A 22,114-nucleotide genomic window follows, 5' to 3' on the forward strand; every position below is an offset into this window, starting at 1 on the left:
AGCTTGCAAAACATATATTAAAACTACCTCACATATTATTTATTTTAAAACTTTAAATGTTTCTAGCCTGTTTTTAATGGTGACTAAATAAATTTACCATCAAAGACTGTTCGGCTAGTCACAAACCCTATAGGATTAACTTATGAGCAATCATACTGATTTGCCATCAAACAATGAAGACAGCACCCAAAATTTGGGTGAAAATACAGATATTGATTCAAGCCAAAACAATATCGAAGTTACCGAAGAGACTCATGGTATTGAGGCAGAAGATATTGCATTAGACAATGATATGGCAATTGAAGAATTTTTTGCACCGAGTGGCAATGCTCGTATGGCTGAAGATTTTAGAGCAGGTTATGTGGCCATTGTTGGACGTCCAAATGTGGGCAAGTCAACTTTGATGAATCACTTATTAGGTCAAAAGCTGTCTATCACCTCACGTAAACCGCAAACTACCCGTCATCGTATTCATGGCATTTTGTCAAACCATGAAATGCAAGCTGTGTTTGTTGATACACCAGGCATTCACCGTAACGAAGTACGTGCTATCAATGAACGTATGAATAAAGCGGCGGTATCGGCGTTAGTAGATGTAGATTTAGTACTGTTTGTTGTCGATTCAGATCAATGGCGTGACGATGATTTATTGACCTTGCAAAAGCTTGGTGAGACCAATCTAACGGTCGTCTTGGTTATCAATAAGTCAGATACTCTAAAAGATAAAGGCAGCGTGCTACCACTTATCGAAACTTTCAACGATAGTTTCGATTTTGCTGATATCGTTCCTGTATCTGCACTAAAAAATCAAAACTTAGATCGTTTGCAAGAAGTGATTGCCTCACATTTACCAGTTGCTGCTCCCATTTATGATACAGAGCAAATCACTGATCGCTCTGAGCGATTTTTGGCCAGTGAAATCATTCGCGAAAAAATCATGCGTAGTGCGGGTGATGAAGTGCCATATGATTTAACGGTACAGATTGATGAGTTTAAAGACGAACCTGCACATACTGATCCAAAGACAGGGCGTCCACGCAAAGCTTGTACTTTCATCGATGCGACTATCTATGTTGAACGTGGTGGTCAAAAAGCCATCGTTATCGGTGACAAAGGTCAGCGTATCAAACAAGTTGGTATGGATGCTCGTAAAGATATGGAGCAGTTATTCGGTAAAAAAATTATGTTAACTTTGTGGGTCAAAGTGAAACGTGGTTGGTCTGATGACGAACGTGCGTTGACCAGTTTGGGCTATTGATAGCGGTTAAAAACGAACGCTTCAAAAATACTGCCTGCCTTTTAGCTATTTAGGTAATAAAAAATGCGTAATGAAGCGCTCGTCGGGTATTTATTGCATCAGCGCCCTTATCAGGAAAAGCGTGCTTTGTATTATCTTTTTTCCCAACAACATGGTGTGATACATGGTGTTGGGAAAAAAGGCGCGCCACTATTTATGCCATTACAGCTTTTTGCTACTGGCAAACGTGACTTAAAAACCTTTAGTCAAATTAATATTGCTTCGCAAGATAATACTCAAGCTGACAGTGTTCAAAAAGACGGTGTTCAAAAAGATAGTACACCTGCTGTCTTGGAAGCCGTACCTTACGCCAATATCAGCGGTCAACATCAGTATGCCGCACTATATATAAACGAGATTCTGTGGCGGCTGTTACCTACTGAAGACCCAATGCCAGTATTGTGGCAGCATTATCAAATCAGTCTACAACAACTCAAACAACCTCTAAGTAATAGCGAGCTTCGTCTCTGTCTACGTCAGTTTGAGCAGTATCTATTTACCGAATTAGGATTCACTTTAACGTTAACGCATGACAACGTTGAAGACCCCATCGAGTCTGATTGTACTTACCGTTTTTTACCGGATGTCGGTTTGCTCCCTGTATTGGTACATAATGAAGAGTCTGAGCATTTAGCCAGTGAGTCTGGACAGACTGTTTTTAAGGGTGCGGATATCATAGAAATGGCACGTTTAGGTATTACTGAACAGACGCTGAGCCATTGGTCAAAACTACATCGACATCTTATTGATCATTTGCTTGATTATCAGCCGCTACAAAGTCGTCTGTTATGGCAGCAACAGCAGCGTTATCAATAACTGCATTCTCAAATATCATCGTAGTATCAACTATATAAGTTAGGCTTAATTGTCCAAAGGATTTTTATGAGTATCTCTGTATCTACCTCATCTGAAAACAATACAAAAAAACCTTTGCTAGGCGTGAATATTGATCATGTGGCAACATTGCGTCAAGCGCGCGGTGTGAGTTATCCAAGTCCTTTGGCTGCTGCATTATTGTGCGAAAAGGCAGGAGCAGATGGTATCACTATACATCTACGTGAAGATCGTCGTCATATACAAGATGCGGATGTTTATGAAATGGCAGGGCAGTTGTCGACGAGAATGAACCTAGAGATGGCAGCAACGGACGAGATGCTTGCAATTGCCTGCGAAGTTAAACCTTTTTGGGTATGTCTAGTACCTGAAAAGCGTGCAGAGTTAACGACAGAAGGTGGTCTTGATGTTGCAGGGCAAGTCACGTCTCTAAAAGAGTATGTTCATAAACTACAAGCCTCTAATATTAAAGTTTCTTTGTTTATTGATCCTGATGACAAGCAGATTGCAGCCGCGATAGAGTGTGGTGCAGACGCGGTAGAGTTGCATACGGGTGCTTATGCGGAAGCAGGGTTAGCAAATGATACTGACGTACAGTTGGCTGAACTTAAAAGAATCGAACATGCAGTAGCTATAGCACAGAGCCTAGACGATAATTTGCTTATTAACGCAGGTCATGGCTTAACTTGTGACAATGTTAATGCCATTGCAAAGATTGATGGTATATATGAGTTAAATATTGGTCATGCACTTATTGCAGATGCCGTATTTTTAGGGTTGGAGAGCGCTGTGACAATGATGAAAGAGGCCATGTATAAATAGGTTTACATATATGACAACTATTAACCGCTACATTTCGTAGGGTGGTCTGCGTTAAGTTTGTGTTTGACGATACCGGATTGGTTAAAAGAGATTTGGTACATTGACTTGTTATAAGAAGATGTGGGGCAGTATTTTATATGGCCGAAGTGTCCTCGCGGTCTGCCACTATCACCCCAAAATTTAGTATAGTGACGCCTACCGCCAACTCTTAATTTCACCGTACTATATTTCAGGTCTAAAGATTGCTGAGTTAATAAGGTATCTACCTGAGGATCAAAATGCTTATTGTTGTTTTTATCTACGAATAGCAGAAGTGTCTTATCACTGTTCCTATGGCATTGCTGTGCATCATTCGATAAACAAACCAAGACATCTTGTCGACTTATATAACTTTCGGCCTTTGCTAAAGATAAAGTGTTCTCTAACTGATGCTTGACCCGTTGGGCTTCCATTCGTGCTAAGTGCGTTAAGATACTTGGCGCTGCAATAGCTGCGATAATTCCCAATACCATTGTCGTCACAGTTAGCTCAACGAGAGTAAAGCCGTTTGATCGCTTAGCACTGAGAATATTATTGTTTTGAAGGGTTAACTTTCTATAACTGACTAACTTCAATAGTTTATTGAATAACCTAGATACAATAGCTAAAAACTTATCAATTCCATATCCGCCTTTTCTGCAAATAGGCAAACAAAAGGTAAAAATGAATATTCTTCTATAACTGGCCAGTACCTCATTAAATAAGTTCATAAAGCGCTACATCCTATAGCTATTTGTCATTCAAGTAGAAAACAACGTCTCATACATCCTTGTGTTGACTATCTTTCAAGCACACCAATTGTCCAAATTCTTTAAACCTTCTCTGACTTAACTGTATATAAGAAAGATGCAATTGATAATTACTTGATTTTCAGAAGAATATTGGTTTTTTACAATATATATGTAATATATAGCGACTGTCAAAAAATGTTTCAATTAGTGAAAGAACGATATTAGCAATAGAGAAAAAATTCTAATTGTAATAAAATGCTTCAAGAAAATAGCTATCAATGGACTACTCATCTATCGCAAACTGATGTGTAAAAGATAAGAAGCGTAAGGTGTGTTAGTTCTGGGTAACTTAGACTGTTTACTGTGTTTTAGTTACAACATTATCGTGTAATAATGTGTAGCTCGTTAACGAAAAAAGTTGTAAACTGAATTAATAATCGCTAAGCTATTCCTTAATTGGTTTTGCTTTGTAACTTAAAATGCGTAAGAGATGTTTATCTTAGTACGTCTTGAGAATCGGTTTTGCTTAATGCATCACTAAAATTATCCTTTGGAGGAAGTCCATGAAATTGAATAAAATCGCTCTAGCTCTGTTCGCTGTAACAGCGGCTCCTTTAGCAGCTAATGCTGGTGTTACTATCAGTCCATTATTACTAGGTTATCATTACAGCGAAGGTGCTGATGACGATCAAGCTGACTTGTTAAAAGATTATAGCGGCAATGGTGATAGCTATTACAAAGAAGATGGTCTTTATACTGGTGCAGCATTAGGTATTGAACTGACCCCTTCTACTCAGTTCCAAGTAGAGTATGGTGTATCAGATACTGATGCGATCAACCAAGATGGTTCTGATAACTTTGATGCAGAACAAGAAACTATCTCTGGTAACTTCTTAATCGGTACTGAAGAGTTTACTGGTTATACAGATAATGCATTTAAACCTTATGTATTAGTTGGTGCTGGTCAATCAAAACTTGAGATTAAAGACTCATCAGGTGATAAAGTTAGTGGAACTAAAGACACTATCGGTAACCTAGGTCTAGGTGCTATGTATCGCATCAATGACGCGCTAAGCCTACGTGGTGAAGCTCGTGCGATTCATAACTTTGACAACAACTGGTGGGAAGGCATGGCTTTGGCCGGTCTAGAAGTAGTACTAGGTGGCCATCTAGCACCTACAGTAGCAGTACCACCTATGCAAGAGCCAGTAGTTGACAACACTCCAGTAGTTGTTGTTGAAGCTGATCTTGATTCTGACGGTGATGGCGTACCTGATAGCATCGATGCATGCCCAGGCACTCCAATGAACGTTGTAGTTGATGAGCGCGGTTGCCCAGTACCAGTAGACATTACTGACGAACTGAAAATGGAACTACGTGTATTCTTTGATAACGACAAGTCAGCTATCAAAAACCAGTACAAGCCAGAAATCGCTAAAGTAGCAGAGAAGATGCGTGAGTATCCTAACTCTACCGCTCGTGTAGAAGGTCATGCTTCTAAGACTGGTCCTTCAGCACGTTATAACCAACGTCTATCTGAAGCTCGTGCCGTTGCTGTTAAATCTATGCTAACTAACGAATTCGGTATCGCTCCAAACCGTCTATCAACTGTAGGCTATGGTTACAACAACCCAATCGCTTCAAACGACACTGAAGAAGGTCGTGCTATGAACCGTCGTGTTTATGCCATCATCACTGGTGACAAAACAATGACTGTTGAACAAACTAAAGATATGGTTGTTCAGTAAGTATTAGCAAAATAACCGTATAGTCAAATATACAGTTACAAAAAAAGCCACCCATTGGGTGGCTTTTTTTTATTTATGTATTGAGAAAGGTGAGTTATTACATAAATTTATGAATCAATAATGTTATACTAGCTACCCAAACATTCTGTAAATTAACAGTATGTACATTAGCATAGCTATCTGTATGATGGATTCGTCAGTATAGATATTTGATTGTATTGAACTTTTTTATTTGATAGCATTATTTTTTTGCGTCATCTTAGATTCAATATCTATCTGATTGATGATGAAAGTTTATTCAGCAGCGCTTACTGCTACTGCATTTTTTTAAGACGAAACGAGCATTTTATATGGCGAACGATATCAAACACCTGCGTAACATTGCAATTATTGCCCACGTTGACCACGGTAAGACAACTCTGGTTGATAAGTTATTACATCAGTCTGGTACTTTTGGCGACCGTGCAAACATTGCTGAGCGTGCAATGGACTCAGGTGATATTGAGCAAGAACGTGGTATTACCATTTTGGCTAAAAACACAGCTATCCGCTGGACAGATAAAACTTCAGAAACTGAATATCGTATCAATATTGTAGATACCCCAGGTCACGCCGATTTCGGTGGTGAAGTTGAGCGTGTAATGTCTATGGTTGATTGCGTACTTTTGGTTGTTGACGCTGTTGATGGTCCAATGCCTCAGACTCGTTTTGTGACGCAAAAAGCATTCGAACAGGGTCTAAAGCCAATCGTTGTTATCAACAAAATTGACCGTCCTGGCTCACGTCCTGATTGGGTAATGGATCAAATCTTTGATTTGTTTGACAACCTAGGTGCAAACGATGAGCAGCTTGATTTCCCAGTTGTTTATGCTTCAGCATTGAACGGTATTGCAGGTCTAGAAGCAGATGATTTAGCTGATGATATGACGCCATTGTTCAAAACTATCGTTGACGTTGTTCAGCCACCACAGGTTGATGCTGACGCTCCGTTCCGTATGCAAATCTCAAGCCTTGACTACAACAGCTTTGTTGGTGTTATCGGTATTGGCCGTATTCAACGTGGTAAGGTTAAACTTAACACGCCAGTAACTGTCATTGACAAACATGGCAAGACGCGTAACGGCCGTATCCTAAAAATCATGGGTTACCATGGTCTTGATCGTATTGACGTTGAAGATGCACAAGCAGGTGATATCGTTTGTATCACGGGTATCGATGCGCTAAACATCTCTGATACTATTTGTGATCCTAACAACGTTGAAGCACTACCAGCACTAACGGTAGATCAACCTACAGTATCTATGAACTTCCAAGTAAATAATTCACCATTTGCTGGTCGTGAAGGTAAGTTCGTGACTTCACGTAACATTCGTGAGCGTCTTGAGCGTGAGTTGATTCATAACGTAGCATTACGTGTAGAAGACACTGAGTCTCCTGACAAATTTAAAGTATCAGGTCGTGGTGAGCTTCATTTATCAGTACTTATCGAAAACATGCGCCGTGAAGGTTTTGAGCTAGGTGTTTCTGGTCCAGAAGTTATCGTTAAAGAAGTTGATGGTAAGCTACAAGAGCCGTATGAAAACGTTGTCTTCGATATCGAAGAAGAGCATCAAGGTTCTATCATGGAGCAAGTTGGTCTACGCAAAGGCGAGATGACTAACATGGAGCTGGACGGTAAAGGCCGTATGCGTATTGAGGCAACCATACCAGCGCGTGGCTTGATCGGTTTCCGTTCTGAGTTCCTAACCCTGACTTCAGGTAGTGGTATTATGACCTCGAGCTTCTCACATTACGGTCCACAGAAGATCGGTGATGTTGGTGGTCGTTCTAATGGCGTATTGGTTTCTATGGCAAATGGTACTTGCCTAGGTTTTGCTCTATTTAACCTACAGAAACGTGGTAAGTTGTTTGCTGAGCCACAGCTTGAAGTTTATGAAGGTATGATTGTTGGTCTTAACTCTCGTAACGATGATATGACTGTTAACCCGACGACTGCTAAACAGTTAACCAACGTACGTGCTAGTGGTACTGACGAAGCATTGACGTTGACGCCAGCAGTGAAATTCACTCTTGAGCAAGCGCTTGAATTTATTCAAGACGATGAGCTAGTCGAAGTAACGCCAAAAGCGGTACGTATTCGTAAACGCTACTTAACTGAAAGTGAGCGTAAACGTCACGGCCGTGGTAAGAAAGGTGCTTAATATCAATAAGTGAGTTACTGAGTGATTCATAGTATTGATGTTTGACGCAATCACTTAGTGTCAGTAGTTTTTACTGGCACTGAGTGGTTAAAAAATGAGCAATATAAGGTGAGCTATTAGTAGTTCACTTTATACTGCTTTTTTTTGTGTTGTAATCTTGGAAAAATACAGACAGAATGAATAGTGACGTTAATGTATTCAATTATTAACATGAAAGCTAGATGTGACACTTATTATATAAATATCTATTTGCTTATAGATAAATTTTGAGGAAAAGACAATGAGTATGGTTTCAGAGTTTAGAGAGTTCGCTGTCAAAGGTAATGTGATGGATTTGGCAGTCGGTGTCATCATCGGCGGGGCTTTTGCTACCATTACAAAATCTCTGGTAGATGATATTATTATGCCGATTGTCGCTTTTATCTTTGGCGGCGAGATTAATTTTGAAAACATGTTCTTAGTTTTAGGTGATGCACCTGATGGTATTGCTCTGACTTATGATGCGCTCAAAGAAGCAGGTGTTCCTGTATTGGCTTACGGTAGTTTTATTACCGTACTTATTAACTTCTTAATTTTAGCTTTCATCATCTTCATGATGGTTAGAGGTGTCAATAAAATGCGCCGTGCTGAAGAGGTAGAGGAGGTTATTGAAGAAGCAGTAGAAGAGCCATCAGAGGAAGTGAAGTTGCTGCGCGAAATCAGTGCTAAATTAAGTAATACCAGTATTACAAAATAAATTATCAACTCGTTGACAATAAAAAAGGCTAACGTCTCGTTAGCCTTTTTGCTATGAAATAGTCACAGTCATTTTTTGTGAACTATTTGATGTGCCTATTAAAAGCAAATTGTTATGGAGTAACCACTACATAATCATTAGTGTTAATTAAAATCTCTGATGGTTGATCGACAACGATACGTACTACGTTATTATCAACGACTTGAGATTTGTAATAATTGTCTTCTGCAACTGTGCAGCCTAAACAACGTCCCATCGCATCCCAAGGTTCAACAAATAGCTTCTGCTGTGCTTGATCTGCATTACCACCAATAAGTGAGAAAGGTAGGCTTACGATATAAGCTGCCGTACCAGCTACCGCATTCACGAGTTGCAGTGGCTTACCAACAATCGTATCGACTACCATCGTCTCGTATGAAGGACCAAAATCAGTTTCATCAATTTCTATAGCTGCAAAAGTAGGCTGGATAGTTGCAGCTACCAATCCTAGAGTTGCCAATACAGTAAAAAATCTCTGCTTAACTGTGCGTTGGGTTTTTGCTTTAACAGTCATAACGATATCCTGAAACTCATAATAGTATGATTAATGGCTGCTGCTATTTCCACACAGGAATCTTGCGGCAACAATAGGTAGGCTAAATATTACAGAAAAATAAATGATACGCACTATTTATGTAAGCGCTAGCACTATTAAAGCAAGATGTGCGCTAATAAGCAACAAAAATGAGAATAATCTAGCTATAGCTTTGGCAGTATTTGATACTTTCAAAAATAAATACTCTGTCTAGATATTAGCCTCATTTAATCTAAATATACCTCAAGCAAACAGATGTCAGTTATTAGCTATTTTAACGGCTGGCAATTTGGACAATAAACACTGGCTCTACCAGTAAGTTTGATGTTTTCTAATGTTGTGCTGCAATGCAGACAGCTTTCTCCTTGTCTACCATACACGTTTAAGGTTTGTTGAAAGTAACCAGTTTGACCACTTGCTACTGTGAAATCTCGTAGTGTTGATCCGCCCAACTTTATCGCTTTCTTTAAAATTTCTTTAATATGATTCACTAAAATGACAGTTTGTTCGTATGAAAGTTGATTGGCCGGCGTAGCAGGGTGGATGCCGGATAAGTACAGGCTTTCAGTCGCATAAATATTGCCAACACCGACCACGACTTCTTGTTCCATGATGATAGATTTAATCGCTCGGGTGATGGGTTTTAGTCGCTTATTCGTTTTAGTATCATCTGACGTTAACCCATTGCTATCTTGGCTAGATAAATCTATACGCTGGATTAAACTGTATAAATAGTCTGCGGTAAAATCTTTTGAAAGAGGCTCAGGACCTAGATGATCTAGTAGTTTATTGCCGTAATCCTCATGCCATAGTACTGAACCAAAACGTCTTGGATCATAGTAGTGTAGCTGAGATTTTTTATTAGCAGTATCGTTAAAAACGACGACCAGATGATCATGTTTACGCTTATCAGTACCGTAGCTGTGCTGCTGTAAGCTACCTGACATTCCTAAGTGAATGAGAAGCTGACGCGGTTCAACTTTGCTGGCTGACATGGGAGCGTTATTCTGTGCAGCTACTGGCAGAAAATTAAGAATCAAATACTTTGCTCGGCGCTCGACACTCTCCAATGTGTAATTAACCAGCTCGTCCAAGTTGTCTGGCATCATCCATCGCAGCTTTGGTTGAAATACTTTAACATCAACGACCTGTTGCCCCATCAATGGAGCAAGACTGGCTTTAGTGGTTTCTACTTCAGGTAATTCAGGCATAGTATTTTTTAACAACTCTATTATGGAATAAACAACGACTGGCTTAAGGTTTTATTTACACAACTGCACGGCGCGCATGCAAAATACCATGTTGCTGCTCTAATTTTGCGAGCAGCTTAGAGAGATGTGCTAAGCCTGAGACTTCAATATGGAACTTTAAAAAAGCAATATTGTCGTCATTACTTAACGTTTGAACTTGGCGAATATTGACGTTTTCTTTATCAATTATCTGAGTCAAATCACGTAGCAAACCGCGTCGGTCATATGCTTCGACATGAATATCAACGGGCTGATAACGCCCTGTCTGCACTTGCCAAGCGGCTTCTATCTTGCGCTCAGGATCACGCTCGACCAGACGTAAGTACTCTGGGCAGCCTCGATTATGTACACTGACGCCGCGCGATAAAGTGATGTAGCCAGCAATCGGTTCGCCATGCACAGGATGACAACAACCTGCCAAATTGATTTCAATATTATCCAAACCATCGATATGGATTTTATACGCATCGAGCTTACCTGTATCTCGGTTATCTACATGCGGTACAAAGCTCTCTGGTGGTATCTCAGGTTCAAGGTGTAGCTGACGAGAGATATGACTGGTCAACTGATTCAGGCCAATATCACCTGTCACCAGCCCTACAATAATATCGTCGGTCGTATTGACATGAAAATGCTGAATATAGTCGTTTAGATCAATACTGTTAGGATGAACAGATAGGCGCTCAAGCTCTTTGCTGAGCATTTGGCGACCTATTTCAATATTCTTATCACGGTCTTGCTTATTGAACCACTGGCGCAGTTTTGAACGGGCCCGATTGGTATGAATATAACCTAGCGATGCTACCAACCAATCGCGATTGGGCTCACGCGATGCCTTGGTGATAATCTCAACTTGCTCGCCTGTTTTCAACTGATAGGTCAGTGGCACATAGCGCTGATTGACGCGGGCTGCCTGCGCGCGGTTGCCAACTTGAGTATGCACATAGTAGGCAAAATCAAGAACGGTCGCGCCTTTTGGTAGTTCGGTAATATCACCATCCCGACTAAAGATATAAATACGTTCTAGCTCATCAAAATCAACGAGTTGCTCTTCTTCATCAAACTCGATATCGTCTATCTCTTCGCCCGCTACAACAGCTGAGCGTGTCTCATTATTGATAGATAATAATTGGCGCAATGAGCTGATTCTTTGATTCAGATAGTTGTCTTTCTTGTTCTTTAGACCTTCTTTGTAATTAACGTGCGCACACATGCCAAGCTCGGCCTCAAAGTGCATCTCATGAGTACGAATCTGGACTTCTAGTGACTTGTTTTCTGCAATCACAGCCGTATGTAGCGAGCGATAGCCATTGGACTTAGGGTTAGTAATATAGTCATCAAACTGCTCAGGAATATAACGCCATAAACCGTGTACTAGGCCTAAAACGTGATAACAGTCAGAAGGGCTATTGACCAAGACACGTAAGGCGCGAATGTCATAAAGCTGATCGAACGATAAGCCTTTGAGCTTCATTTTTCGATAAATAGAGTAGATATGTTTGACGCGCCCAGATACTTCGCCTTCGATACTGGCATCTGCTAATGATTCATTTAATTTGTCTTGTACGCGCTGAATATAGGACTCGCGTTCGCTACGTTTTTCTGACAGCAGCTTAGCAATTTCTTTGTAGCGGTCAGGCGCAAGATAACGGAAAGCTAAATCTTCGAGCTCCCATTTTAACTGTGCAATGCCTAGGCGATGGGCTAATGGCGCATAAATAGTCATGACTTCACGTGCGACACGCGTTTGACGCTCTGGCCTAGAAAACGTCAATTCACGCATGGCGAAAGTACGTTCAGCCAGTTTTATCAGTACCACGCGCACATCGTTAGTAACAGAGATGAGCATACTATAAATATTTGATAGCTGATCACGCTGATTATTGACGAAATGGTCTTCTAAGCGCTTGTTACTCTCAATAATCTCCGACAGCTTACCCATTGCAAGGGTATCTTTAACAAGCGTCAAAATATCTGGACCAAAGTTTTTTTCCACTTCAGCGAGACTAATAATTGATTTGCGCGCACTGCGATACAGCATGGCCGCGACCAATGCGTCTTCATCTTGATAAAGATAGGTCAAAATATCAGTCATACCAATACCGGTCACATAAGCACCTGAACGCTCAGATTCACTGGTATTCATATGACTGCGAATAAACTCGCAAGCTGCACTTAGGTTGGGTACTGACTCTTGTCCAATACGCTTGGCCACATTATCTAGCCAAGTAGGTACGTCGATGTTGGCGTGGTGGTCTAAGTCGACCGCCTCAAGCTCATCGTTTGATAGCGCATTGGTATCATCCAAATACTCGTCTTCAGTGTGAGGGTCATGCAAATGATAAGTGTGTGCAGCTGAGCGATCAAAAGTAGTATGTAGCTTGTGGGTTGCCAACTGGTATTTGATGTCGAGGGGAATTTGGGCATAGCTATTGGCTGACTGGTGAGAGCGTTGGCTCGCCACCAGTTGTGCCGCAAGTGTTGCACTATCGGCCTGAGTGGTCTGTCCATCCACCAGCGGTAATCCTTCACGAATTTTTACCATAGCCGACTCCTCTTAGCTATTTTGAATTGATTATAACCTCATCTACTATGCACACACTCTGAATTAACGATCCATAAAGCGTCAGCTATAAACCAATACAACTGCTAAAAATGTTATTTTTAGCAGCTATAAAATGCGCGTAAAATATATAAAGCTATGAGTGCAAATGCTTGCTATGTAGCGATTGGAAACATCATCAAAAACATAGGAAGATTGTTTACTATTATCTCATTTTAAAGTGACAAATCAAGCGAGCCTCTGTACGGCTGTGGTCAATTACGCTAAATAATGACTATTTATTAGCACAAACTTATCAAAGCTTTGAGTTATCTTAGATAATTGTAATAACCCTTAAATGTCTCTTTAATCAGGTTCAACTATCAGTCATTTCTAGCTATCAATCATTTTTGAAAATTAATAACGTTAAACTGCTACTTTTTCAAAGCGAGCGATAGATTCAACATGGCCCGTATGGCAGAACATATCCATCACGCCAGCATGAGTCAGACGATAGCCTTGTTCTAACAATGCTTTTGTATCACGAGCAAGGGTCGCTGGGTTACAAGAGACATAAACAATGCGCTCAGCATTAAATTTTGGCAAATATTGCATAATCTCCCAAGCACCAGAGCGCGGTGGATCAATCAATAGTGCATCAAAGCCTTGGTTGGCCCATGGCTTATCAGTACAGTCTTGAGTCAAATCTTGACTGTAAAATTCAGTATTGTTGATACCGTTGCGACGAGCGTTGTCAGCAGCACGTTCGGTCATGGCTTCACTGCCTTCGACACCGACTACTGAGCCTGTCTCGCCAACGAGGCGCGCTAGTGGTAAGCTAAAGTTACCCAAGCCACTGAATAAATCTAATACGCGTTCGCCTGCTTTTAAATCCAATAAGTCACAGGCAAGCTTGGTCATCTGACGGTTGACCGATAAGTTTACTTGAGTAAAGTCAGTAGGGATAAATTCAAAAGTCAGATCATACTCTGGCAATTGATAATATAAACGACCAAATTGCTCGCTCAAATCATCAGCGTCTGTCAACGCAATACGTTGGATGCTATCAACGCCTTTCGACTGCAAATACAGCTGCCAATTACGCGCTGCGAAAAATACTTTTAGTTTGTCTATATCAGCGTCTGACAACGGTTCTAAATTACGTACGATGAGCGCAACTGGCTGATTACCATCAGGTAGTTCTGGCAGTTGCTCACCCATTGCAAGCTCAAGCTGAGCAATCTTGTCACGGCTCTCTAAAGTGCTAATAAGCGTTTTTAGGTTTTCAATCTCGAAACCAATACGCGGATCTAAGATATGACACTCATTTAGCTCTGCTAAGAAGTTACTTGAACGCTCGCGGAAGCCGACAAGCGCGGTTTCTTTTTTGACAACATAGCGCACGCCCAAACGTGCTTTGGTACGATAACCAAGACGATCACCAACCACAGGGGCCAGCCAATTGTCAGGTTCTGCATTGGCTTGATGCATTAGCATTTCAGCCAGTACTGACTGTTTAAAGTTTATTTGTCCATCTGGCTGCCAGTGCTGCAAGTTACAACCACCGCAAGTACCGAAATGTGGGCAGGGTGGTACAGCACGTTCAGGGTTTGGGTTGGCAGTAATACTAATGGCATCGCCTTCTTCAAAGCTAGCACGGCTATTAGTTATTTTTACTAAGGCGCTTTCACCTGGGAGGGCAAAGCTAACAAAGATTTTTTTGCCATGCTTATCTTCAGCATGACCTTCCGCAACATCAAAACCATTACCATAAACAGCAACGCCGCGACCATCATGTGATAAGCCATCAATATTAAATGGAATTGGCTCTGCATCTTTTAGACGACGACGTGTCTTTGATGATGGCTTTGATTTTTTCTTACTCGGCGGAATGACAATCGTTTGGGTGTCGTTTGTTTGAGCTTCATTCGTTTGAGCGTTACTGCTTTGCGCTGCCATATCAGATGCTGTAGATGTTTTTGAATCGGTGGGTTGCATAAACCTGCCTTAATAATAAATAACTAGAAGAGGGGAATAAAAACTACTAATAATGCGAATTCTATAATTCGGGTGCCGATGACCAGTCAGCGATAAACTCTTGATGTCGCGGACTACCGTCAGCTTGGGTATACTTTGCCAGATAGTCATAGCTCTGCTGCTGCCAAGCATCAAAATCTTGTGAAGACAACTGTCCTGTTAGACGTAACCAGCGTAAATAAATAAGCCAAGTGTTCATAACATCAGACTCACAGTATATAGATAGGGTCTGCCAGTCACCGCTACTAACAAGCGCGCCAACCATGCTGCCATCCACGTCAGTTTTACCGGGTAATCCGTACAGACTTGCGACGATATCCATGGCTTCGCGGCGGCTAGCACCGTACTGGCTAAACCGATCCATCAAGTCTAGATGACGCGTATGAAAGCGATTAACATAGTTATCAAAGCGCATGTTTTTAATTCGCTCGCCTTCTTCGAACAGCCAGGGCGCTGACAAATCATATTGCATGGCACGATATATCAGTACAGGTATGTCAAAGCCTGAGCCATTCCAACTAATAAGTTGCGGCAGTGTCTCAATGTCGTTAAATGCTCTAAAGAACTTGGCTAGGATTTCTTTTTCACTAAATTTATCGGCAGTCAAAGAAAATAGCGATAACTTACCATCTTTGATATACAGAGCTGAGATACAGACGATACGCTGTAGTGGCAAGCGCATAAAGTCGTGCCCTGCCTCTTGTGTACGTATCGCTGTCAGCGCACTTAACGCATCCGCATCGTTGAGATCGGCCAATTGCGGATAGATACGGCGTGCTGCATCGACATCGGCGACAGTCTCGATATCAAAAACCAAGATAGGGTCGGATGGTAGCGCTTGTGACATAGATAATCCTGACTATTTATGAGCTTATAGTTAATTCATTATAAAAGAATAACAGCGTTAACCTTGCTTGAAGTATTACGTTTACATCTGCACTTGGCCGCTTTGTACTTCTTTTAAATTAACGATACTAAATGGTATTTCTTATGCATTAATTAACTTCTGCGCTACTGTTATCCATATTGCTATCGTCAACGTTATATAAACCCGTTGATAAATAACGATCGCCACGATCGCAGACAATAAAAGCAATGACAGCATTAGGGTTTGCTTTTGCCACTTGGGTCGCTGCCCATGCAGCTGCGCCCGAAGATACCCCAGCAAAAATACCTTCAGTCTTCGCCAATTTACGCATATATACTTCGGCAATACGCTGATCGATATCCATCACTTCATCAATCAAGTCTGCATCAAAAATACCTGGCATATAGGCAGCAGGCCAACGGCGAATACCAGCAATCGAAGCTTCTTCGTCAGGCTGTAGGCCGATAATTTTGACGTCTGGATTTTGCTCTTTTAGGTAGCGTGATACACCAGTAATCGTACCTGTCGTGCCCATCGAGCTAATAAAATGCGTAATTTTACCTTCTGTCTGTGCCCATAGCTCAGGGCCTGTAGTCAGGTAATGTGCTTGGCTATTATCAGGATTATTAAACTGATCCAATACAACCCCTTTGCCATCTGTTTGCATCTGCAATGCCAAATCACGCGCAGCTTCCATACCTTCGTCTACTTCAATCAGCGTTGCGCCATAAGCAATCATGGCATCTTTACGCTCTTGGGTAGAGTTGGTCGGCATCAGCAACGTTATCGGATAGCCACGCATCGCAGCGACCATGGCCAATGCAATACCAGTATTGCCACTAGTGGCTTCAATCAACATATCACCAGGCTTGATATCACCGCGCTGTTCTGCTTGATAAATCATATTAAAAGCAGGACGATCCTTTACAGAACCCGCTGGATTATTGCCTTCAAGCTTAGCTAATACTGTGGCGCCATTGGCAATGTGCTCTTGCTCAGGCAGGCGTTGAAGTTTTACCAGCGGCGTTTGACCAACGCAATCAGCGAGGGTAGTGATTTGAGTAATAAAGTTAGCATTTGACATGGCCGTAGTGGACATAAAGTATCCTTTTCTATTTTTTAAATATGTTTTTAATGGCTTGTTTTTGATGGAAGCGCTGTTTTTATTGTTTGATCATAATTTTAGACAGTCGCTTGGTATATAGGTTTACGGTGATAAGCGAGCTAAAAACGAAAGGCATTAGAGTGCGCTCTCATATGTTATGACTATGAGCGATATATTGTGGTAAATAAAAAGTGGCTTTATTATATCATTTTGTTTTCAGCTGCGCTTATCGCATCAAGGATTAATAGTCACTGTATCAGGTCAGTACTAATGCTACGTTAAGGGTTGCAAAAGTAGGACCATTGCTTAAAGCCATATTCTCTTTGACACAGAGTGGTTGGTACTCTAATTATAACGTTATTCATCACATGGAATGCTTAACCAGTACTTATAAAATCCTGTTAAGATAATCTTGAACTATTTATCAATTGTCTTATCAAAATTAGTGAACTTATTAATGATTAATAGCTTCATTAAGAGTAGCCCCTTACCCAAATACTCTGATACGACATGCTGCAAGTATCACGAATACTGACATTATTACAAAAATTCACGGCAAGAACCTTAGTAGAGAGTAGACCTAGCATGGCATATAAAAAACGTTTCGACACCAGTAGTGCTTATGGTCAGCTGATCATACTGGTGTTTTTGCCTATCTGTGTGTTGGCAGCAGTAGGCGGCATTTTGGTATTTCACGAAACCATGCGCGCAAGCGACTCTGAACAAGAAGTATTGGCCGAAGCGGTACTTATTCGTTATACACCAGTCATAGCTGAACTGATTCCTGAGCTGCTAGAACAAGAGCGCCAGCAAGTAGGGAGTAGTGCTGAGAGGACCCAGCAAGCGGCAATGACGACGCTAGAGGGTATCCAAGATAAGCTTGGACGTATGCAGTCTGAGCAGCATGTACAGCGCATTGCTATTATTAATGAAGGCAATCAAATACTAGCAACAGTCGGTTATGGTCTCAATGAAGAGTGGCCGCTAATCAGTGATTCCGCAAGCTTTTTGTCACAACGACCAACGCCTGTAGGCACAGCGTATGGCAGTGTGTTGGGAGAATTTGAAGGGCAGACATTGTGGTTGCTCGTCGATATGGATAATGAGCCGCTCTATATTGCACGCTACCGTATTGCGATGGCGTTAGTGATTACCGGCTTGTTTACTATTTTGATTCTACTACTGAGTTTAAATATCTATTCGAAACGTTGGATTGCTCCCATTTATGAGCTGCGGTTGCAGTTGCAGCGTACCCATGTTGATAATTTATACCAACCTGTACCCGTTGAGTCAGATGGTGAGCTGAATTTATTACAGCAAGATCTAGTCAGAACATTACGCCGCTTACATAGAAGCTTTCAAGAGCTCAAAGACCATGCCGAGCAGACTGAGGATGATTTACGGTTGGCATTTGATGAGATGGAAATGCAAAACATCTCTATTCGAAATGCACGTGATGCAGCGATTTCAACCAGCCAAGCAAAGTCTGCATTTTTAGCCAATATCAGTCATGAACTGCGTACACCATTGAACAGTATCGATGGTTTTATTAATTTGCTGGCACGTCATGGTGAGCTCAATCCTGAGCAGGACTTGTATGTACAGACCATACGTAAGTCCTCAGCACACTTGCTCGCTTTGGTAAATGATGTCTTAGACTTCTCTAAGATTGAGGCAGGTAAGCTGGTACTGGATCGCCATGAGTTCGATCTCTATGACACTATTTATGATGTGGTCGATATGCTATCTCCGGTCTCTGCGGAGAAGGGTTTACGCATGGCAGTACTGTTTTACAATGATGTGCCGATGCGTATCAATGGCGATGCGTTACGTCTTAAGCAAGTATTGACCAATATTGTTGGTAATGCCATTAAGTTCACGGATAGTGGTGATGTGGTGGTGCGTGTGAGCTTAGATGACCACCGTGATAATTATCTGATGATTAGCGTGCAAGATAGCGGAAAAGGTATTTCTCTGGCAGATCAAAAAATGCTGTTCCAAAGCTTTAGCCAAGGCGATCCATCAATCACGCGTCAGTATGGTGGTACAGGGTTGGGTCTGGTCATCTCCAAACAGTTAACGCGCTTGATGGGCGGGGATATTGGATTTCATGATAATGCGCAAGAGAATATTGCCAATCAAGGTGCGACGTTTTGGTTTCGCATGCCAGCCCATGTCGATGTGCTAGAGGCAGCCACAGGGCAAACGATTGAGCTGCCAGTATTAGCACCATTGGCGAGCGAGACCGATGAATTTAATGTGTTGGTTTGGATCAATCATACCGCTTCGATACAAGTACTCAAGGCTAGCTTGCAGTACTTACCAATTAAATTGACTCAAGCCAACTCGTTGCCAGGAGTGCTTGAGTCATTAAAAGAGCACGGTAACTATTGGGATTGGGTCATCGTTGATGATGACACGCAAGACGATATGATGGCGCTCCTCAAGCAAATACGTTTGCATTATCAAGGCAAGCTTGCTGTATTTGGCTATCAAGTGGCGGCCGATCAAGCGCTACTCAATCGCTATCATGCCAACATACTGTATGAGCCATTAGACAAAAGACAGCTGTACGCGATGCTTGATACGCAAAGCCGTAGTACGCCGCAAAGCCTGCAGGAACCACGCTGGAAAGGGGTCACGGTACTGGCAGTTGATGACCATTTGCCCAATTTACTAGTGCTTGATGCTCTATTGAGCGAGCTAGGGATTCAGGTAGTTACTGCGAGCAGTGGGTTTGATGCTATCGAGATTATCAGTAAACAGCAAACCAAAAACATCAAAACTGCCAAGAGCGATAAGCAAAGCCTATCGAATAAAACGCAACTTTCTAAAGCAGAAACACGTGATGAGATAAATAAGAAAACAAACAGCGCGTTCTATCATGAGGACACGAGCGCTGACGATAAAGCAGGTACGCAAGACAAAGACAATATTGATCTGATATTTATGGATATTCAAATGCCGCGTATGTCAGGACATGAGGCGGCTAAGCAAATCCGCAATATCGAAAATGCGGATAGTCGTATCCCTATTATCGCTCTGACAGCTCACGGGTTGGCAGATGAACGTGACAAACTTATAGCCAGCGGTATCAATGACTATGTCGGCAAACCTATTAGCCAACCTCAGTTATTACAGGTGCTACAGAAATGGCTTGGTCGCAAGAGTACGACACCACAATTGACCGCATTGCCCGATACAGATTTGCAAAACTTTGGTTTACAGCATCCAGATTTACAGGGTGCTAATTTACAAGATGCTAATGTACAGAGTATCGACCCAACAGAGGCTGAGTTAACTGCTATTGACTCGCTGCGCGGTTACTCAATCAATGATAATGATTTATCGAACGACTTACTCTCTAACAATGTAAATGGGCTAGAGACTCAAGCCAGTTCAGATATGTCTTCAGATACATTAACCACTACTTATCCAATAATAAGAGGAGACGGGGTAGATCGTAATAGTACTTCTGTCAGTAGCGAGCCGAAAATTACCCGTCCACTATCCCTGAAAAAAATCCGTGATGATTATTTGCGCGATAGCCAGCCTCGTGAAGGCTATAGACGGGATACTGCGCGTGATATTCAGCCGCGCTATGAGAGCTTACGTTTACAAAAACAAGGTCAATCGCCACTACTACAATCACCAACAAAGTCTATCAATAACTCTCAAGATAAAAGCCCTCAAGACCAAAGCTTTCAAGATAGAACAGCTAACGCTAACTCGGCTTTACACGAGCAAATCAATAATGACCTTAGTAACAATAATATAAGCAAAAGTGATACCTCAAACATTTTAGATTGGCAAGATGCGCTCACTCGTTCAGCGAATAAACCTGAATTGGCGGCCAAGCTTATTATCATGATGATCGATACTATCAATGATGAAAAACAAGCGCTTATTCAGGCATGGGAAGCGCATGACCGCAATATGTTGGCACAAATTGCCCATCGTATATTGGGTGGGAGTCGATATACAGGTGTACCACAACTGCGTCAGGCTAGCCAAGATTTGGAAGATAAGTGCCTGCTGAATGTACAGCATACGACACCTGTGCAATTTGCAATGATTGAGCCATATTATGAGGCATTATTAACGGCGCTAGACAACTTGCAAAAGGTGGATTTATCTTCTTATCCGCAGCTTAATTATCATCGCTTAAGCGAAAATGACATGACGTGGAAAATGATATAAGTTGAAGATGAGGTAAGACGGTCAGAATCATTCAGATTCAGAGAGCGATAGACGATCGCGCTAAAATTGTTTATAGCTACTAGTTAGACAATCTTTATCTGCTGTATATGAAACTGACTATAGTATCGTGGCAGTCAGTTATTACTACGGTACAACAAAGACAAGCCTGCTAATATTGTGAATATTAGAACCATATTTTTTTTATTCATTAATAAGGATTGTTATGAACGCGATTGCAAGTTACCAGTATGAGACCTTACAAGTTAGTATTACAGACAACATACTGACGGTTACCTTAAATCGTCCACATAAAAAAAATGCCATGAGCTTTCAGGTAATCAATGAGCTGATTAAGCTGGCAGGTCGTATTAGCAAGGACAGAACCATACGCGCAGTCATTCTAAATGGGGCAGAGGGGACGTTTTGTGCAGGGATCGACTTAGGGGACTTAAATCATCCAAAGAATACAGCATTTGCGCTTTGGGAGTTGATTAAGCCATGGCAAAGTGCGTTCCAACGGGTGTGCTTGGTATGGCGTGATCTACCAGTACCTGTCATAGCAGTATTGGAAGGGTATTGTATCGGCGCTGGGTTGCAGTTGGCGTTGGCTTGTGACATACGTGTCAGTCACCCTGATTGTCAGTTATCTATTATGGAAGCTAAGTGGGGCCTAGTGCCAGATATGGGACTGACCCAATCAGCATTTGGGGTTCTACGAGAAGATACTCTAAAAGAACTCGCCATGAGCGCTCGTATCATCGATGCTAATGAAGGCAAAGAGTTAGGCTTGATTAGTCATTGTAGTGAAGCGCCTCTTGAACAAGCACAAAAACTTGCTGCCGAATTCGCAGAGCGCTCTCCTGATGCGGTACTAGCAAGTAAACGCGTGATAAATGCGATGTATGATCAACCTGCTAAGACTTTGTATAAAGAAAAAGCATGGCAGCTTAAAATGATGCTTGGTCGTAATCGTAAGCTTGCCCTCAGAAAAGCAAAGCAGGCCAGCACCTTATTTGGCAAACGCCAATTCCGCTAAATTTTTTCCACTAGCAACTTTGTTAGTTCTGTTTTTTATTTGACTCGCTTTAATAGAAGAGGACTATTAGCTAAGAATACCAGATATATTTTGA

Annotated in this window: 15 protein-coding genes; 8 read left to right on the forward strand and 7 right to left on the reverse strand. The window is 41.6% G+C overall.

What is annotated here, in order from left to right:
• Window positions 1–292 precede the first annotated feature (292 nt).
• The 3 genes from era to JMX07_RS08170 all read left to right on the forward strand — a co-directional run bounded on the left by era (window position 293) and on the right by JMX07_RS08170 (window position 2,953).
• The gene (era, locus tag JMX07_RS08160; protein WP_227684730.1) at window positions 293–1,258 is read left to right on the forward strand and encodes a GTPase Era; all 966 of its coding nucleotides are present in this window, start codon (window positions 293–295) and stop codon (window positions 1,256–1,258) included.
• Window positions 1,259–1,321: 63 nt separating this feature from the next.
• Window positions 1,322–2,113, forward strand: a complete 792-nt coding sequence (recO, locus tag JMX07_RS08165) for a DNA repair protein RecO (RefSeq protein WP_201607351.1) — start codon at window positions 1,322–1,324, stop codon at window positions 2,111–2,113.
• A gap of 66 nt (window positions 2,114–2,179) precedes the next feature.
• Complete coding sequence (locus tag JMX07_RS08170) at window positions 2,180–2,953, forward strand: pyridoxine 5'-phosphate synthase (protein ID WP_201607353.1); 774 nt, start codon at window positions 2,180–2,182, stop codon at window positions 2,951–2,953.
• Window positions 2,954–2,973: 20 nt separating this feature from the next.
• Here JMX07_RS08170 and JMX07_RS08175 read toward each other — a convergent pair whose 3' ends face one another.
• Window positions 2,974–3,702 carry a prepilin-type N-terminal cleavage/methylation domain-containing protein gene (locus JMX07_RS08175; protein ID WP_201607354.1) on the reverse strand — a complete coding sequence of 243 codons (729 nt, stop codon included), beginning with the start codon at window positions 3,700–3,702 and terminating at the stop codon, window positions 2,974–2,976.
• A 584-nt stretch (window positions 3,703–4,286) separates the two neighbouring features.
• Here JMX07_RS08175 and JMX07_RS08180 point away from each other — a divergent pair.
• The 3 genes from JMX07_RS08180 (at window position 4,287) to mscL (ending at window position 8,408) form a co-directional block, all read left to right on the forward strand.
• Window positions 4,287–5,471, forward strand: coding sequence for an OmpA family protein (locus JMX07_RS08180; RefSeq protein WP_201607355.1), 1,185 nt, complete (start codon window positions 4,287–4,289; stop codon window positions 5,469–5,471).
• Between the two features lie 350 nt (window positions 5,472–5,821).
• Window positions 5,822–7,672 (forward strand): translational GTPase TypA, encoded by a 1,851-nt coding sequence (typA, locus tag JMX07_RS08185; RefSeq protein WP_057758402.1) that lies wholly within the window; start codon window positions 5,822–5,824, stop codon window positions 7,670–7,672.
• A gap of 280 nt (window positions 7,673–7,952) precedes the next feature.
• Window positions 7,953–8,408, forward strand: coding sequence for a large conductance mechanosensitive channel protein MscL (mscL, locus tag JMX07_RS08190; RefSeq protein ID WP_102078845.1), 456 nt, complete (start codon window positions 7,953–7,955; stop codon window positions 8,406–8,408).
• A gap of 112 nt (window positions 8,409–8,520) precedes the next feature.
• Here mscL and JMX07_RS08195 read toward each other — a convergent pair whose 3' ends face one another.
• From JMX07_RS08195 to cysM, 6 genes are all read right to left on the reverse strand, one after another.
• Window positions 8,521–8,961, reverse strand: a complete 441-nt coding sequence (locus JMX07_RS08195) for a hypothetical protein (RefSeq protein WP_114701175.1) — start codon at window positions 8,959–8,961, stop codon at window positions 8,521–8,523.
• 290 nt (window positions 8,962–9,251) lie between these two features.
• Window positions 9,252–10,193 carry a bifunctional DNA-formamidopyrimidine glycosylase/DNA-(apurinic or apyrimidinic site) lyase gene (mutM, locus tag JMX07_RS08200; protein WP_201607356.1) on the reverse strand — a complete coding sequence of 314 codons (942 nt, stop codon included), beginning with the start codon at window positions 10,191–10,193 and terminating at the stop codon, window positions 9,252–9,254.
• 55 nt (window positions 10,194–10,248) lie between these two features.
• Entirely contained in the window at window positions 10,249–12,777 is a 2,529-nt protein-coding gene (locus JMX07_RS08205) for a RelA/SpoT family protein (protein ID WP_201607357.1), read from the reverse strand.
• A gap of 423 nt (window positions 12,778–13,200) precedes the next feature.
• A complete protein-coding gene (gene rlmD / locus JMX07_RS08210; protein WP_413786668.1) occupies window positions 13,201–14,772 on the reverse strand; it encodes a 23S rRNA (uracil(1939)-C(5))-methyltransferase RlmD in 1,572 nt (523 codons plus the stop codon).
• Between the two features lie 61 nt (window positions 14,773–14,833).
• Entirely contained in the window at window positions 14,834–15,658 is an 825-nt protein-coding gene (locus JMX07_RS08215) for a 3'-5' exonuclease (protein WP_057758412.1), read from the reverse strand.
• Between the two features lie 148 nt (window positions 15,659–15,806).
• Entirely contained in the window at window positions 15,807–16,778 is a 972-nt protein-coding gene (gene cysM, locus JMX07_RS08220; protein WP_227684719.1) for a cysteine synthase CysM, read from the reverse strand.
• Between the two features lie 591 nt (window positions 16,779–17,369).
• Between cysM and JMX07_RS08225 the strand changes: the two genes are divergently transcribed.
• Window positions 17,370–20,984 (forward strand): hybrid sensor histidine kinase/response regulator, encoded by a 3,615-nt coding sequence (locus tag JMX07_RS08225; protein ID WP_201607358.1) that lies wholly within the window; start codon window positions 17,370–17,372, stop codon window positions 20,982–20,984.
• Between the two features lie 223 nt (window positions 20,985–21,207).
• Window positions 21,208–22,020 carry a crotonase/enoyl-CoA hydratase family protein gene (locus JMX07_RS08230; protein ID WP_134292623.1) on the forward strand — a complete coding sequence of 271 codons (813 nt, stop codon included), beginning with the start codon at window positions 21,208–21,210 and terminating at the stop codon, window positions 22,018–22,020.
• Window positions 22,021–22,114: the final 94 nt, after the last annotated feature.

Origin of the sequence: Psychrobacter immobilis, from assembly GCF_904846235.1 — a bacterium.
GTDB classification, from domain to species: Bacteria; Pseudomonadota; Gammaproteobacteria; order Pseudomonadales; family Moraxellaceae; genus Psychrobacter; species Psychrobacter immobilis_C.

Bases quoted from the DNA above. Each gene is read 5' to 3' on its own strand.
- recO (WP_201607351.1), top strand. From the start codon at position 1,322: ATGCGTAATGAAGCGCTCGTCGGGTATTTATTGCATCAGCGCCCTTAT.
- era (WP_227684730.1), top strand. From the start codon at position 293: ATGGCAATTGAAGAATTTTTTGCACCGAGTGGCAATGCTCGTATGGCT.
- JMX07_RS08205 (WP_201607357.1), bottom strand. From the start codon at position 12,777: ATGGTAAAAATTCGTGAAGGATTACCGCTGGTGGATGGACAGACCACT.
- cysM (WP_227684719.1), bottom strand. From the start codon at position 16,778: ATGTCCACTACGGCCATGTCAAATGCTAACTTTATTACTCAAATCACT.
- mutM (WP_201607356.1), bottom strand. From the start codon at position 10,193: ATGCCTGAATTACCTGAAGTAGAAACCACTAAAGCCAGTCTTGCTCCA.
- JMX07_RS08195 (WP_114701175.1), bottom strand. From the start codon at position 8,961: ATGACTGTTAAAGCAAAAACCCAACGCACAGTTAAGCAGAGATTTTTT.
- JMX07_RS08175 (WP_201607354.1), bottom strand. From the start codon at position 3,702: ATGAACTTATTTAATGAGGTACTGGCCAGTTATAGAAGAATATTCATT.
- JMX07_RS08215 (WP_057758412.1), bottom strand. From the start codon at position 15,658: ATGTCACAAGCGCTACCATCCGACCCTATCTTGGTTTTTGATATCGAG.
- rlmD (WP_413786668.1), bottom strand. From the start codon at position 14,772: ATGCAACCCACCGATTCAAAAACATCTACAGCATCTGATATGGCAGCG.
- JMX07_RS08230 (WP_134292623.1), top strand. From the start codon at position 21,208: ATGAACGCGATTGCAAGTTACCAGTATGAGACCTTACAAGTTAGTATT.
- typA (WP_057758402.1), top strand. From the start codon at position 5,822: ATGGCGAACGATATCAAACACCTGCGTAACATTGCAATTATTGCCCAC.
- JMX07_RS08170 (WP_201607353.1), top strand. From the start codon at position 2,180: ATGAGTATCTCTGTATCTACCTCATCTGAAAACAATACAAAAAAACCT.
- JMX07_RS08180 (WP_201607355.1), top strand. From the start codon at position 4,287: ATGAAATTGAATAAAATCGCTCTAGCTCTGTTCGCTGTAACAGCGGCT.
- JMX07_RS08225 (WP_201607358.1), top strand. From the start codon at position 17,370: ATGGCATATAAAAAACGTTTCGACACCAGTAGTGCTTATGGTCAGCTG.
- mscL (WP_102078845.1), top strand. From the start codon at position 7,953: ATGAGTATGGTTTCAGAGTTTAGAGAGTTCGCTGTCAAAGGTAATGTG.